The following is a 14,848-nucleotide window of genomic DNA, read 5'->3' on the forward strand; positions in this document are numbered from 1 at the left end:
GCTTCATGGTCTGCCCATCGACCTCGGTCGTCAGCTGCTGCTGCGCACCCGCCATGACTCCCAGTCTCCACCAGCGAACCGTTCTAACATTGGTCCTGTGGATAGCTACGGGCCAGTAACCGGGGACGCCGTACCCGTGGAACTTCAGGAGTGGCCGGAGCGGCGGGTGCCGGTCGCAGGGGTGGATCTGCTGGTCAGGGACCTGCCGGCTGCCGCGCCGGACCTGCCGCCTGCGCTGTTCGTGCACGGCCTCGGCGGGTCGTCGCTGAACTGGACGGCGCTCGGGCTGCTGCTCAAGGACACCATCAGCGGTATCGCGCCGGACCTTCCCGGTTTCGGTCGTACGCCGTTGTCGGGCGTGACCGGGATCACTGAGCAGGCCGACGTACTCGTGCAGCTCCTGGAGCGGGAGTACGACCGGCCGGTGCACGTGTTCGGGAACTCGATGGGTGGGGCCTCGTCGGTGGCGCTGGCTGCGCAACGCCCGGACCTGGTGGCGTCGCTGACCCTCGTGTCGCCGGCTCTGCCGCATCCGCGCGTGTCTGCGAGCGCCCTGTGGTTCACGGCACTCGCAACGCCCCGGCTAGGTCCTGCTGTGCTGGAGCGGACGCAGCGGCTGCCGTTCGACCAGCGGTTCGAGGCGTCGCTGGCGATGGTCTTCGGCGACCCGCGGGCGCTGCCGCCAGAGGTGCGCGCGGCGTACGAGGCAGAGCTCCATCGGCGGGACACCGACCCGTGGAGCCGGCAGGCGACTGTTGAAGGTGCCCGCAGCATTCTGCGCTCGTCACTGGCGAGACCGCGCCGGTCGTTGTGGGCGGACGCGGCCGCGGTGCAGTGCCCGGTGTTGTTGATCTACGGCGGCAAGGACCGTCTGGTGGACGCGCGGATCCGCACCAAGGCTCAGCGCGCGTTCCCGAACGCGCACCTGCTCTACCTGCCGCAGTCCGGGCATGTGGCGCAGATGGAACACCCCGAAGAGGTGGCCCGCGCGTTCCGGCACCTGATCGCCTGACGTGGCGATCGAAGGGATTCCGACGCGCCACTGAGACACGACCGAAGGTCTCTTCAGGTCAACTTGGGCGCGTGATTGGCAGAACCGCCCGAAATCTGTCGTTGGGGATCGCCGTACTACTGGGGGTTGGGTCGCTTCCGGCGACCGCCGCGCCGCCAGTTGTTGCTAAAAGCAACCAATGGGACGTGCGACCGCTCGCAGACGGCTATCAACTGACCCTGCACCTCGACGCGCCGGCACCGCTGCGCGCCTCCCTTCCGCTGCTGGAGGTCGACGGTACGCCGCTGGGCGTCGCCAAACAGTCGCCCGACCGCAGGACGATGACCCTGGTCACCACGGACCCGGCCGTCCGGACAGCACGCGACGTACGACTGGTCTGGTCCGGTGACCTGGGCAAGGAGGCGAGCAAGGGCCGAGGTATTACTGCTGCGGCCGGCCCGACCGACGCCTACTGGCTGAAAGCGCGGCGTGGTCCGCTGCTGCCGGCCGACCCGGGAGCACTGGGCAAGTACAAGGTGGACACCGCCGAGTACAACCTCGGTGACGAGGCTGTGTACCTGCCCGGCCTCCGGCACCGGTCCGAGCTGCGCGGCAAGGTGTACACGCCGCGCGGTGCGATCGGTCCGCGCCCGCTGGTCGTCTTTCTGCACGGCCGGCATGAGAACTGCTACGGGGAGCCTGCAGACTCCAGGAGCCTCGACAAGCCATGGCCGTGCCCCAAGGGGATGAAACCGGTCCCCAGTTACCGCGGGTACGACGGTCCCGCGACAGCCCTGGCCAGCAACGGCTACCAGGTCGTGTCGATCAGCGCCAACGCCATCAACGGCTGGGACGGTGACGCGTACGACGCCGGCGCACAGGCGCGGGCCGAGCTGATCCTCGACCACCTGGCGCTCTGGCGGAAGTGGTCCACGGTCGGCGGCGGGCCGTTCGGTACCCGCTTCGTCGGCAAGGTGGACCTGCAGAACGTCGGCCTGATGGGGCACTCGCGTGGCGGCGAGGGCGTTGCCAGGGCGGCCGTGCTGAACGCGGACCGCGGTGGTCAGTACGGCATCCGCGCGGTGCTACCGCTCGCTCCCACGGACTTCGCCCGCGCGACGGTGCCGGGCGTGGCCATGAGCGTCGTACTGCCGTACTGCGACGGGGACGTGTCCGACCTGGGAGGCCAGCAGTTCTACGACGACACCAGGTACTCGGTCAGTGGCGACACCGCACCGCGGTCGACTGTGACGGTGCTGGGCGCGGACCACAACTTCTTCAACACGGAGTGGACGCCAGGGCAGTCAGAAGCCCCGTCCATCGACGACTGGTCCGGTGACGAGAAGGAGTCGCCGTGTGGCGCGAAGACTCCGGGCAGGTTGACCGCGAAGCAGCAGCAGGCTGTCGGTACGGCGTACATCGCTGGCTTCTTCCGTCTGCAGTTGGGACACGAGACGCAGTTCCTGCCGCAGTTCGACGGCTCTGACGCCCGGTCCGCGTCGGCGGGTAAGGCTGTCGTACGGGTGGTGTCGCAGGCGCCGCTGGCGTTGCGGGAGGACTTGAACCACTTCGACACGGCTCTACCCGCAGGTGCGGTCAGCGGGAATGCTACGGCGACGGTGTGTGCCGGTGTGGCCACTACGAACGCCAGGGCCGCCCTGCCGACATGCATGACCACCGACGACTGGGCCAACGCTCCGCACTGGACGACGGCGTGGTTCGCGTCGAAGACACCGACCACAGCGGTCACCAAGCTCAAGTGGAGCGGTACCAGCGGAATAGTGCGCATTGCGGTGCCTTCCTGGCAGCGTGACGTACGGCGGTTCGCTGCGCTCACGTTCCGCGCTGCACCGGATCCTGCTGGTAAGCCGACGACGGACCTGACTGTCCGTGTGGTCGACGGACACGGGCAGGCGGCCGCTGTACCGGTGTCTGCCGTCAGCGACGCGCTGGTGCGGATGCCGGGGGCTAACGGGAGCGGTCTGCCCAAGAACCTGCTGCGGACGGTGCGGATCCCGTTGACGTCGCTCAAGGGCGTGGACCTCGGGGACGTGCGCAGTGTGGAGCTAAGGACGGACAGGGTGGCCACGGGGTCGGCGTACGTGAGTGATCTGAGCTTCTCGAGCCCAGGGCTCGGGCTGTCGGCGCCTGCGGTCCTGCTGCCGAAGGTGTCCGCGTCCAACGTCACGGTGAAGGAAGGGGACAAGGGCACGCACAACGTTGACTTCTGGGTCCGCTTGTCGCGGCCGAGCCTCCGGCCGGTCACGGTGTACGCCGAGACCAACGGGGAGCTGGGGGAGTCCGTAGGCGAGGTAGCGCGCCGGCTGGTGTTCAGACCGGGACAGGTACGTCAGAAGGTGACTGTGCCGATCATGGGGAACACCCGGGACGGCTACGACCTCCCGTTCAGCCTGGTGCTGTCCGCACCGCACGACGCGCTGCTGGACCAGTCCTTCGGGCACGGTCTGGTCATCGACGACGACCCGACGCCGAAGCTCACACTCGGCAACGTCAAGACCGTGGAGAAAGCGGGCGTCGTGAACTTCCCGGTGAAGCTGTCCGCGCCGAGCGACAAGTACATCACCTTCTCCGGCGTGCTCAAGGACGGTACGGCGGTGATCCGGAAGGACTACCTGAGCGTCAACGACGACGGCACCGGTCCCGCGGTCCGGGCCATCGACGGGTACGTCGAACCCGGGAAGACCACCGGGGAACTCCAGGTCAAGATCGTCGACGACAAGGTCAAGGAGCCGACCGAGACGTTCAGCGCGGTGATCAGCAAGGTCGACGGCGCCGTACTGAAGGTCCCGAAGACCGTGACCGTGACGATCACCGACAACGACTGAGACGCGAGTACCGGGATGTGGACTCTGTCGGGGGTGCTTGGGATAGTGCGGGAACATGGAGGCGGGAGAAATGGTTGAAAACCAGCAGACCCCGTCCGATGTCTTCCTGAGGAGCCGACACGTGTCTTTGCCACCGCTGGTCGAACCGGCCGACGAGCTCACGATCGACGAGGTGCGGCGGTACTCGCGGCACCTGATCATCCCCGAGGTCGGGATGGCCGGGCAGAAGCGGCTGAAGAACGCCAAGGTGCTGGTGATTGGCGCCGGCGGCCTCGGTAGCCCCGCGCTGCTCTACCTGGCCGCCGCCGGTGTCGGCACGCTCGGCATCGTCGAGTTCGACACCGTCGACGAGTCCAACCTGCAGCGCCAGGTCATCCACGGCCAGTCCGACGTGGGCAAGTCCAAGGCGCAGTCCGCCAAGGAGTCCATCCTCGAGGTCAACCCGTACACGAACGTCGTCCTGCACGAGACCCGGCTGGACAACGACAACGTGTTCGAGATCTTCGAGCCGTACGACCTGATCGTCGACGGCACCGACAACTTCGCCACCAGGTACCTGGTGAACGACGCCGCGGTGCTGCTGCACAAGCCGTACGTGTGGGGCTCGATCTTCCGCTTCGACGGTCAGGTCAGCGTGTTCTGGGCCGACAACGGGCCCTGCTACCGCTGCCTGTACCCGGAGCCCCCGCCGCCCGGCATGGTCCCGTCCTGCGCCGAGGGCGGTGTGCTCGGCGTGCTCTGCGCGTCGGTCGGCGCCGCGCAGGTCACCGAGGCGATCAAGCTGCTCACCGGGATCGGCGACCCGTCGCTGGGCCGGCTGAACATCTACGAGGCGCTCGACCTCAACTGGCGTTCGCTGAAGGTCCGCAAGGACCCGAACTGCGCGATCTGCGGCGAGAACCCGACCGTCACCGAGCTGATCGACTACGAGAGCTTCTGCGGCGCGATCACCGAGGAGGCGGCCGACGCGGCCGTCGGTTCGACGATCTCGGTGAAGCAGCTCAGCGAGTGGATCAAGCTCAAGGAGAACGGCGAGAAGGACTTCGTGCTGATCGACGTCCGGGAGCCGAACGAGTACGAGATCAACCGGATCCCGGGTTCGGTGCTGATCCCGAAGGCGGACTTCCAGACCGGTGTGGCGCTGGAGAAGCTGCCGCAGGACAAGCAGCTGGTCTTCCACTGCAAGTCCGGCGTCCGCTCCGCCGAGGTCCTCGCCATCGCCAAGGGCGCCGGCTTCTCGGACGCCGTCCACGTAGGTGGCGGCGTGGTCGCGTGGGTCGACCAGATCGACCCGAGCCAGCCCTCCTACTAAACGGCACTCTGCAGGAAGCTAAAAAGGCATTCTGCAGGTTGCGATTGCCTCGGTGGCTGCGGGATCACCCGTGACCGCCGGGGCATTGTCGCGGCCGGACAAGGTGCGCATGTACCCGACCGCGTCCACGGCGCCGCGGCCCACCGGCTCACCCCTCCCGAGCTGGTAGGTGCCGCCGGCTGGGCCGGTCAGGTCCAGCTCGACGGCGGGGCGGTCGCCCCACCACGGGCCGTCGATGACGTCGTACATCACCTGTGCGACGAGCTCCGCGCCGTACGGACCGACGTCGAACGGTCGGCCGAGCGCCTGGCAGACGTCGTCGCGGTGCATCCACAGGTCCCGCGCCAGCAGGATGTCGTGGATGTACCCGAGGTTCATCCGGAACCCGTTGAACGTCATCGACATCCGCCGCAGCAACCCCGGCTCGGTCGAGATCCGCCGCGTCGCCCGCCCCCACGCGTCGTCGAACTCGGCCCGCAGCCGCGCGGGCGCCGTACCCCGATGCTCGTCGGCCTGCACCATCATGTGCGCGTCGATCCGCAGCACGTCCGGATACACCCGCTTCGCCTTCCGGTACCGGCGCGGGAACGACGTCAGCCGGTTCACGTCCTCCGCCTGCCCGATCAGGTGCCCGGCGATGTCCGCGACGTCCCACTCGGCGCAGACCGTACGGCGCTGCCATTCGTCCCCGTCGATCGACGCGAGCAGCGTGTGCCACGCGGCGAGCTCTGCGTCCCGGTGGATCCGGCACTGCGGGCGCCCGGCCCGGCCGATCCGCTCCGCGAGTACTGCGGTCATTTCGTCCCCCTGTAATGCTCGTAGAACATCTCCAGTACGACCGGAAGCAGCTGGCTGAACCGCCCTTCCTCGAACGGCACGTCCGGCTCGTTCGCCATCTGCTGCGAGAGCACCCCCGACGTGATCGAGGTGAACACCGCCAACCCCTCCTCGCTGGCGGCGTCCGGATGCAACCGGCCTGCGTCCACGCCCGCCTGCAGTTGCGCGCGTACCTCGGCCAACGCCTGTTGCGCCGGCGCGAACGCCTCCGGGCTCGGCTCGAATCCGGGGATCGTCCGCCAGAACAACAGCTGCGAGTAGATCGGGTTCCGCATGCTCCAGCGCGCGAACGCGGTGGTCCCGATCAGGTGCAGCTCCACCACGTCGTCGGTGGTCGCGGCCGCGATCGCGTCCTGCTGCGCGGCCAGGAACAGCTCTGCGCCGCGCTGGAACAACGCGTCGTAGATCGCCATCTTGGACGGGAAGTACTGGTACAGCGACGGTGGCTGCATGCCGAGCCGCCGCGCCACCGCGGACAGGCTGAGCGCCGCGACCCCCTCGCTGCTCATCAGTTCGAGAGCGACGTCGAGGATCTCCGCGATCGTCGCCTGACGACGGCGGGTACGGCGGTCCGGTACGGCAGTGCTCATACCATGAGGAAAACCTAACGCCGTTAGGTATGTCAACACCTCGTACCCTGTCCCCGGCGGCGCGTACTGTTTTGTGGCATGTGCAGAAACATCACCGTGCTCCGGGGACTCGAGCCGTCCGCGACCTCCGAGGAGGTCTACGCGGCCGCGTTGCAGTACGTCCGAAAGGTGACCGGCGTCGGCTCGCTGAGCGCGACCACCCGCGGCCCGATCGAACGCGCGGCCACCGAGGTCGCGCGCATCACCGAGCAACTCCTGGAGGAGATGCCGGGCCGCCGCACCCCACCGCAAACCGTCCCACCCCTGCGCCGCCCCGAAGTCCGCGCCCGACTCGGCCTCGACTGAGGGTAGTGTCGCCCTCGGGAAGCGGTTACGTCTGAGGGAGGCGCCGGATGCGGTTCGCGATCAAGACCAGGCCGGAACACACCACCTGGCAGCAGATGCGGGACGTTTGGGTGGCGGCGGACCAGTTCGAGATCTTCGAGTCCGCCTGGCACTGGGACCATTTCTACCCGCTGACCGGTGATATGCAGGGGCCGAACCTGGAGGCCTGGACGACGCTCGCGGCGCTCGCGCAGGCGACCTCGCGGATCCGGGTCGGCTGCCAGGTGACCGGGATGATCTACCGGCACCCGGCGGTGCTCGCGAACATGGCCGCGACCACGGACATCATCTCGGGCGGCCGGCTCGAGCTTGGCATCGGTGCCGGGTGGAACGAGATGGAGACCGCGGCGTACGGCATCGACCTCTACCCGTTGAAGGAGCGCTTCGACCGGTTCGACGAGGGTACGCAGGCGATGATCGCGCTGCTCACCGAGAAGGTCGCGAACTTCGACGGCAAGTACGTCAAGCTCACGAACGCGTACTGCAACCCCAAGCCGGTGCAGACGCCGCACCCGCCGATCACGATCGGCGGCAAGGGCCCGAACCGGACCCTCCGCGCGGTCGCGAAGTGGGCGCAGCAATGGAACACCATCGTCCAGACGCCCGAGGAGTGGAAGGCGCTGAAGGACGTCCTGGTGCAGCGCTGCGAGGAGGCCGGCCGCGACGTCGACGAGATCACCTGCTCGATCAACGTCCGCATCGACCCGGACGCCTCGCTCGACAAGGCCGTGGCCGAGGCCGCCGCGTGGGGCGAGGCCGGCGTCGACCTGGTGATCATGAACCTCCCGCTGGACGCCGGACCGTCGGTCCTCGAGCCGCTCGCCAAAGCACTCGCCCCACTCGCGTAAGGCCTGTGGATCGGGAGGAGTACGTCGAGGCGGTACTGCGGGCCGTGGAGTCGATCCCGGAGGGCAGCGTCGCGACGTACGGCGACATCGCGGAGTACGTCGGCCAGGGCGGACCGCGGCAGGTCGGCGCGATCATGCGCGAGTACGGCGCGAGCGTGCCGTGGTGGCGGGTGATCCGGGCGTCCGGCGTACCGGCCGACGAGGTCGGTGACGAGCAGCTGCACCGGCTGCGCTCGGACGGTGTCCGGATCACCAACGGCCGGGTGAATCTGCGCGACGTCAGGTGGGACCCGCGTCCGGTTTCCGGCTGACCCGGCGAACGCCGGGGTGCCGGTTCGCGAACTGTCGGTGGTGTCTGCTGGGATGATGCGATGGTCAGCAGACAGGGGTCCCGGTACCGGTTGGTCCGGGAGGTGGAGCGTCGCGCGGAAACGCCTGTCCTGGATGCCGATCAGCAAGCCGTCGTGGACCATGCCGGCGGGCCGCTGCTCGTCCTGGCCGGGCCGGGGACCGGGAAGACGACGACGTTGGTGGAGGCCGTCGTCGACCGGGTGCGGAATCGTGGGCTGAGTCCGGACGAGGTGCTGGTGCTGACGTTCGGGCGCAAGGCGGCGACCGAGCTCCGGGACCGGATCACCGGGCGGCTGGGGCGCACGACGCGGGTGATGCCGTCGATGACGTTCCACTCGTTCTGTTACGCGTTGCTGCGCCGGTTCACCCCGGCGGACGCGTTCGACGTACCGCTGCGGTTGCCGTCCGGGCCGGAGCAGTCGTTGCGGTTGACCGAGGCGTTGTCGGGCAGTCGTGAGGTCGGCGCGGTGCACTGGCCGGGCAGTCTGCATCCGGCGCTGAAGACGCGCGGGTTCACCGACGAGGTGCAGGCGGTGATCGGCAAGGCGCGGCAGCTGGGGCTCGATCCGGAGGACCTGTCCGCGATCGGGCGGTCGGCGGAGCGGGCCGAGTGGGTCGCGGTCGGGGACTTCTTCGAGGAGTACCTGCAGGTGCTCGACGCGGAGCAGGTGCTGGACTACTCCGAGCTGATCCATCGTGCGGTGATCCTGGCGCAGCAGCCGTCGGTGCAGGCGAAGCTGCGGACCGAGTTCAAGGCCGTGTTCGTCGACGAGTACCAGGACACCGATCCGGGGCAGACCAAGCTGCTGCAGGCGATCGCGGGCGACGGGCGCGACCTGGTCGTGGTCGGCGATCCGGATCAGTCGATCTACACGTTCCGCGGCGCGGACGTTCGCGGGCTGTTGCGGTTCACCGACGAGTTCCGGACTCGTGACGGCGCGGAGGCGGCGCAGATCGCGTTGGGTACGACGCGGCGCTTCGGGACCACGCTGCAACGCGTCTCGCGGAACGTCGTCAACCGGCTCGGCGTACCAGGCTCGCTGGACCGGGACACCTTCGACCGCTTCCGGAACCCGGACGCGTCCTCGTGTGTCTACGGCCCGGGAAAGGTCGAGGCGAACCTGTACTCCACGAGCGGCGCGGAGCTCGAGCACATCGCGGACCTGCTCCGGCGGGCGCACGTCCAGGACGGCATCGGGTGGAGCGAGATGGCGGTGCTCGTCCGGTCCGGGAACCGCTCGATCCCACCGTTGCGCCGGGCGTTGGCGGCTGCGGGGATCCCGGTGGACGTCGCGGGCGACGAGTTGCCTCTGTCGCGGGAGCCCGCCGTACGGCCGATGTTGCTGGCGCTACGGGCGGTCGCGGATCCCGAGACGTTGACCGTGGACGTCGTACGGGCGCTGGCGCTGTCGCCGTTGGGGGCGATGGACGCGGGGCAGCTGCGGCGGCTGGCCCGGGTACTGCGTCGGCGCGATCGGGAGGCGGCGGGCGGTCAACGGCTGCCGCGATCGTCGGACGAGCTGCTGCGCGAGGCCCTGCTGAACCCGTTGCTCCTCGACGAGGAGGCGTCGCCGGCCGAGGCGCGGTTCGCGGCGCTGGGCGAGCGGTTGCTCAAGGCAAGGAATATCGTGACCGCGGGCGCGGCGCCGGACGAGGTGATGTGGTCGCTGTGGTCGGACTCGCCGTGGCTGCGGCGGTTGCGCGGTCAGGCCGGGGCCGGCGGCGAGACGGCGCGGACCGCGAACCGGGACCTGGACTCGTTGTGCGCGCTGTTCGACGCAGCGGGGCGGGCCGAGGAACAGGTCGGTTTCAAAGGGGTTTCGGCGTTCCTGTCCGAGCTGGAGTCGCTGGACATCGCGGGCGACAACCGGTTCGACGGGACGTACCGGGAGGCCGGCGTACAGCTGATGACCGCCCACCGGTCGAAGGGGCTGCAGTGGCGGCTGGTTGTGGTGGCGTCCGTGCAGGAAGGGCAGTGGCCCGACCTGCGGCGGCGCGGGTCGTTGCTGGAGCCGGACCGGTTGGGGCCTGACGGGCTGATCGATCCGTTGTCGGCGGGCGCGTTGCTCGCCGAGGAGAGACGGTTGTTCTACGTCGCGATCACGCGGGCGCGCGAGCGGCTGATCGTGACCGCCGTGCAGGCGCCGGAGGCGGACGGCGACCAACCGTCCCGCTTTCTGGCCGAGCTGGACATTCCTTTGAAGCTGGTGGCGGGGCGGCCGCGGCGTCCGCTGTCGCTGCCGGGTCTGGTCGCTGATCTGCGGTGTGTACTGGCGGATCCGGCGTCGTCGCCCGCGCTGAAGCGGGTCGCGGCGGATCGGCTGGCCCAGCTGGCCGATGCCGTCGACGACCGGGAGCAGCCGTTGGTGCCGACGGCCGATCCGGCGCGCTGGTGGGGTGTGCGAGAGCGGACCGAGTCGGCGCGGCCGATCGCGGATCCCGCGCTGCCGGTGCCGCTGTCGGGGAGTGCACTGACGACGATCGTGGACTGTCCGCTGCGGTGGTTCCTGACCCGCCGGGCCGGTGGGGAGACGCCGAGTACGTCGGCGATCGGGTTCGGGATGGTGCTGCACACGCTGGCGGACGCGGTCGCGACCGGGACGCTGCCGCCGTCGGTCGACGAGCTGAACGGGTGGCTCGACAAGGTGTGGACGCAGCTCGAGTTCGAGTCCGCGTGGATCTCGGACCGGGAGCGGGTCGAGGCGGAGCAGGCGTTGCGCCGGTTCGTCGCGTGGCATCAGGGGCGGCCGGATCGCACGCTGGTCGGTACCGAGGTCGACTTCGACGTACTGCTGCCGGACGAGGAGCACCCGTCGGTCCGGGTGAAGGGCCGGATGGACCGGGTCGAGACCGATCCGGAGGGTACGGTCCGGGTCGTCGACCTGAAGACCGGGCGGAACGTCCCGACCAAGCCGGCGCTGGCGCGGCACGTGCAGCTGGCGATCTACCAGCGCGCCATCAACTCCCGCCAGCTGAAGAAGCTCGGCGAGAACGCGACCGCCGGCGGCGCCGAGCTGGTCCAGCTCCGCCACGACGACAACGGCGGCTTTCCGAAGGTCCAGCACCAGGGCCCGCTGGAGACCGACGAGGACGGCAGGACCTGGCTCGACGAGGCCGTCGACGACGCGGAGACGATGATCCGCTCCGAGGAATTCGTTGCCACCCGCAACGATGGCTGCGCACGCTGTGAGGCGCGCGCACTGTGTCCCATCCAGCCCGAAGGCCGGGAGATCGTCTGATGCCCGCCGAACTCCGCACCACCGCCGACCTGTGTGACCTGCTCGGGATCCCGTTCTCGGATCAGCAGCTGGCCGCGATCACCGCTCCGTTGGCGCCTGGGGTGATCGTCGCGGGAGCGGGATCCGGGAAGACGACCGCGATGGCGGCGCGGGTGGTCTGGCTGATCTGCACGGGGCAGGTGAAACCGGAGGAAGTGCTCGGGCTGACCTTCACGAAGAAGGCCGCGAACGAGCTCGACGTCCGGATCCGCGAGGACCTGACCAAGGCCGGCGTTCTCGGCTCGACGCTGCCCAAGGATCAGCACCCGCTCTTGGCCGCGCACTTGCGCAGCAACATCCCGAACTGGGAGCCCGAGGAGCCGGGCGAGCCGGTCGTCTCGACGTACCACGCCTTCGCCGGCACGCTGATCGCCGAGCACGGGCTCCGGCTCGGCCTCGAGCCGGACTCGCGGGTGCTCGCGGACGCCACCCGGTTCCAGCTCGCGGGTCGTGTCGTACGGCGGTCCGCCGGGCCGATCCGGTTCGCGTCGCACCACGTGCCGACGTTGGTGAACAGCCTGCTCGCGCTCGACGGCGAGCTCGCGGACCACCTGCTCCGGCCGGACGACATCCGCGAGCACGACGACGCCGTACGGCAGGAAGTGGCCGCGGCGCGCAAGCAGACGGTCGAGGTTCGCAAGCTCGCCGAGACCTCTTTGAAGCGCGGGGAGATCCTGCAGCTCGTCGAGGAGTACCAGGCGTACAAGGGGGAGCGGGGCGTTGTCGACTTCGCCGATCAGATGGCTCTCGGCGCCCGGCTCGCGGAGGAGTGCCCGGAGGTCGCGGCGGTCGAGCGCGCGCGGTACAAGGTCGTGCTGCTGGATGAGTACCAGGACACTTCGGTGTCGCAGCGGCGGATGCTCACGGCGCTGTTCGCCGCCGGCGACGGCCGCGGGCATCCGGTGACCGCGGTCGGTGACCCGTGCCAGGCGATCTACGGCTGGCGCGGCGCCTCGGTCGCGAACCTGGACGAGTTCCCCACACACTTCCCGCAGGCCGACGGTTCTCCCGCGCAGCGGTATGTGCTGAGCGTCAATCGCCGCTGCGGCAGCCGGATCCTGGCCGCCGCCAACCAGCATGCGGCGGAGCTGTACGAGCAACACCCCGGGGTGATTCCGCTCGAGGCGCCTGCGGATGCGCCGGAGGGGGCGATCACGGTCGGGTTATTCGAGACGCGTTCGCAGGAGATCGAGTGGGTCGCGGACGCGATCGTCTCCGCGCACCGCACCCGGAACCGCCGCTGGAAGGACATCGGCATCCTGATGCGGACGAACGTCGACCTCAGCGCGGTGCACGAGGCGCTGATCGCGCGCAAGGTCCCGGTCGAGGTCGTCGGCCTCGGCGGACTGCTCGCGCTGCCCGAGGTCGTCGACGTGGTCGCGACACTGCAAGCCGTCAACGACCTCACCGCGAACGCGGCGATGCTGCGGATCCTGACCGGCCCGCGGTACCGGATCGGCCACCGCGACCTCGCGCTGCTCGCCAACCGCGCCCGGATGCTCGCCGACGCCGGAGACCGCCCAGCCGCCGACGACCTGGTCGCGGCGCTGGACGCGGCCGTCGCCGGGATGGACTCCACCGAGGTCATCTCACTCGCCGAGGCGGTCGACGATCCAGGGCCTTTGGAGTACGCGCCGGAAGCCCTGGTGCGCTTCAAGGAACTGTCCACCGAGCTGCGTGAGCTGCGGTCCCACGCGGCCGAGCCGTTGCTGGATCTGGTCCGCCGGGTGATCAGTACGATCGGCCTGGACGTCGAGCTGACCGCGACGCCCGACCACGTCGATGCCGGCCGCCGCGACCACCTCGCCGCGTTCCTGGATGCCGTCGGCAACTTCGTGTCGACCGAGTCCGACGGTTCGCTGGACGGTCTGCTCGCGTACCTCGCCGCCGAGGAGGAGTACGCCGCCGGCCTCGACCTCGCCGTACCGAGCGAAGCCGACTCGGTGAAGCTGCTCACCACGCACCGGTCGAAGGGTCTCGAGTGGCCGATCGTGTTCGTGCCGACGCTGGTGTCGAAGGTGTTCCCGTCGGACCGCGGCCGGGACAAGTGGACGACGAACGCGAAGGTCCTGCCGTGGCCGCTGCGCGGTGACGCGGACACGCTGCCGGACATCCGCGACCTGACGAACGCCGGGCTCAAGGTGTTCGCCGACGAGTGCAAGGACATGAACGCGCTGGAGGAACGCCGGCTCGGGTACGTCGCGTTCACCCGCGCGAAGGAGCTCCTGGTCGCGACCGGTCACTGGTGGGGCCCGACGCAGAAGCGGCCGCGCGGGCCGTCGTCGTACCTGTCGACGCTGAAGCAGCACGCCGGCGAGCGCGTCGTGCAGTGGGCCGAGCAGCCCGACCTGTCGGCGGAGAACCCGGAGCTCGCCGAGCAGACCCAGGCGCCGTGGCCGACGCCGTACGACCGGGACTCGTTCCAGCGCCGCCTCGAGTCGGCTGCCCTGGTGCAACAGGCGCGGGCCGAAGGTCCGTCCGTCGACGCCGAGGAGTCGCTGCTGCTCGACGAGCAGGCGACGGTCGCGCGCTGGGACTCCGAGATCGAGCGGTTGTTGTCGGAGGCAAAGGAAAGCCGCAGCCGGAAGGCGTACGACGTGACGCTGCCGGCCGCGCTGTCCGCGACCCAGCTGATGCGGCTGGCGAAGGACCCGAACGGCCTGGCCGCGGACCTCGCCCGCCCGATGCCGCGCAAACCCAACCGGGCGGCACGATTCGGCACCCGCTTCCACGCGTGGGTGGAGAGCTACTTCGGCCAGCAGCTACTGCTCGACCCCGACGATCTGCCCGGCGCCGCAGACGAGGACATCGTCGACGACACCGACCTCACCGACCTGATGGACGCGTTCCGCGACGGCCCGTTCGGCGACACCACACCGTACGAGATCGAAGCCCCGTTCGCCCTCGCCCTCGACGGCCGGGTGATCCGCGGCCGGATCGACGCCGTCTACCAACTCGTGCACCCCGACGGCTCCCGCGGCTACGACGTCATCGACTGGAAAACCACCCGCGGCGAAACCGCCGACCCCCTCCAGTTGGCGATCTACCGCGTCGCCTGGTCCGAACTCCTCAACATCCCCCTCACCCAGATAACCGCCGCCTTCTACTACGTCCGCACCGGCGACATCATCCGCCCCGAAAACCTCCCCGGCAAACAACAACTCACCGAGCTACTGAACGGCTGACCCTGCGCCCACCCCTCCAACTCGAACACCGTCAGCATGGGGCCCAGGGCGGGCAGATGGGCATCTGCCCCAGGTTGCCCCGCTGGTGCTAGACGACGAGGTCGGCGGGGACGATCCGGACCGGGAACGGCAGGTCCGCGTCGAACGCGTCCTTGCCGGTGACAACCGCCCGCTCGACGTACGTGTCGCCGTCGAGTTCGAGCACGGTGAGTTCTTCGTTGGCCGG

10 protein-coding genes are annotated in these 14,848 nt (G+C 69.4%); 8 read left to right on the top strand and 2 right to left on the bottom strand.

Annotation, left to right across the window (positions count from 1 at the left end):
• Positions 1-136 precede the first annotated feature (136 nt).
• The 3 genes from VFF46_RS24495 (at position 137) to moeZ (ending at position 5,149) form a co-directional block, all read left to right on the top strand.
• On the top strand, positions 137-1,012 hold the full coding sequence (locus VFF46_RS24495; RefSeq protein ID WP_325039547.1) for an alpha/beta hydrolase: 876 nt from the start codon (positions 137-139) through the stop codon (positions 1,010-1,012).
• A gap of 185 nt (positions 1,013-1,197) precedes the next feature.
• Complete coding sequence (locus tag VFF46_RS24500; RefSeq protein WP_325039548.1) at positions 1,198-3,837, top strand: Calx-beta domain-containing protein; 2,640 nt, start codon at positions 1,198-1,200, stop codon at positions 3,835-3,837.
• 121 nt (positions 3,838-3,958) lie between these two features.
• Positions 3,959-5,149, top strand: a complete 1,191-nt coding sequence (gene moeZ, locus VFF46_RS24505; RefSeq protein WP_325039549.1) for an adenylyltransferase/sulfurtransferase MoeZ — start codon at positions 3,959-3,961, stop codon at positions 5,147-5,149.
• A gap of 18 nt (positions 5,150-5,167) precedes the next feature.
• On the opposite strand, the gene VFF46_RS24510 is transcribed toward moeZ, so the two are convergent.
• Both VFF46_RS24510 and VFF46_RS24515 read right to left on the bottom strand, forming a co-directional pair.
• Positions 5,168-5,947 (bottom strand): maleylpyruvate isomerase family mycothiol-dependent enzyme, encoded by a 780-nt coding sequence (locus tag VFF46_RS24510; RefSeq protein WP_325039550.1) that lies wholly within the window; start codon positions 5,945-5,947, stop codon positions 5,168-5,170.
• Positions 5,944-6,576, bottom strand: a complete 633-nt coding sequence (locus tag VFF46_RS24515; protein WP_325039551.1) for a TetR/AcrR family transcriptional regulator — start codon at positions 6,574-6,576, stop codon at positions 5,944-5,946. Before VFF46_RS24515 ends, VFF46_RS24510 begins: the two co-directional genes overlap by 4 nt.
• 78 nt (positions 6,577-6,654) lie before the next feature.
• Here VFF46_RS24515 and VFF46_RS24520 point away from each other — a divergent pair, with 78 nt between their 5' ends.
• The 5 genes from VFF46_RS24520 to VFF46_RS24540 are packed head-to-tail and all read left to right on the top strand — an operon-like array spanning position 6,655 to position 14,622.
• On the top strand, positions 6,655-6,921 hold the full coding sequence (locus VFF46_RS24520; RefSeq protein WP_325039552.1) for a DUF2277 domain-containing protein: 267 nt from the start codon (positions 6,655-6,657) through the stop codon (positions 6,919-6,921).
• Positions 6,922-6,968: 47 nt separating this feature from the next.
• Positions 6,969-7,808, top strand: a complete 840-nt coding sequence (locus tag VFF46_RS24525) for a TIGR03560 family F420-dependent LLM class oxidoreductase (RefSeq protein ID WP_325039553.1) — start codon at positions 6,969-6,971, stop codon at positions 7,806-7,808.
• 5 nt (positions 7,809-7,813) lie between these two features.
• Entirely contained in the window at positions 7,814-8,119 is a 306-nt protein-coding gene (locus tag VFF46_RS24530; RefSeq protein WP_325039554.1) for an MGMT family protein, read from the top strand.
• Positions 8,120-8,179: 60 nt separating this feature from the next.
• On the top strand, positions 8,180-11,398 hold the full coding sequence (locus VFF46_RS24535; protein ID WP_325039555.1) for an ATP-dependent DNA helicase: 3,219 nt from the start codon (positions 8,180-8,182) through the stop codon (positions 11,396-11,398).
• The gene (locus tag VFF46_RS24540; RefSeq protein WP_325039556.1) at positions 11,398-14,622 is read left to right on the top strand and encodes an ATP-dependent DNA helicase; all 3,225 of its coding nucleotides are present in this window, start codon (positions 11,398-11,400) and stop codon (positions 14,620-14,622) included. Before VFF46_RS24535 ends, VFF46_RS24540 begins: the two co-directional genes overlap by 1 nt.
• Positions 14,623-14,848 lie beyond the last annotated feature (226 nt).

Source organism: Kribbella sp., assembly GCF_035655035.1.
In the GTDB taxonomy this organism is placed as follows: Bacteria; Actinomycetota; Actinomycetes; order Propionibacteriales; family Kribbellaceae; genus Kribbella.

Bases quoted from the DNA above. Each gene is read 5' to 3' on its own strand.
- VFF46_RS24510 (WP_325039550.1), bottom strand. From the start codon at position 5,947: ATGACCGCAGTACTCGCGGAGCGGATCGGCCGGGCCGGGCGCCCGCAG.
- VFF46_RS24515 (WP_325039551.1), bottom strand. From the start codon at position 6,576: ATGAGCACTGCCGTACCGGACCGCCGTACCCGCCGTCGTCAGGCGACG.
- VFF46_RS24520 (WP_325039552.1), top strand. From the start codon at position 6,655: ATGTGCAGAAACATCACCGTGCTCCGGGGACTCGAGCCGTCCGCGACC.
- VFF46_RS24525 (WP_325039553.1), top strand. From the start codon at position 6,969: ATGCGGTTCGCGATCAAGACCAGGCCGGAACACACCACCTGGCAGCAG.
- VFF46_RS24535 (WP_325039555.1), top strand. From the start codon at position 8,180: ATGGTCAGCAGACAGGGGTCCCGGTACCGGTTGGTCCGGGAGGTGGAG.
- VFF46_RS24540 (WP_325039556.1), top strand. From the start codon at position 11,398: ATGCCCGCCGAACTCCGCACCACCGCCGACCTGTGTGACCTGCTCGGG.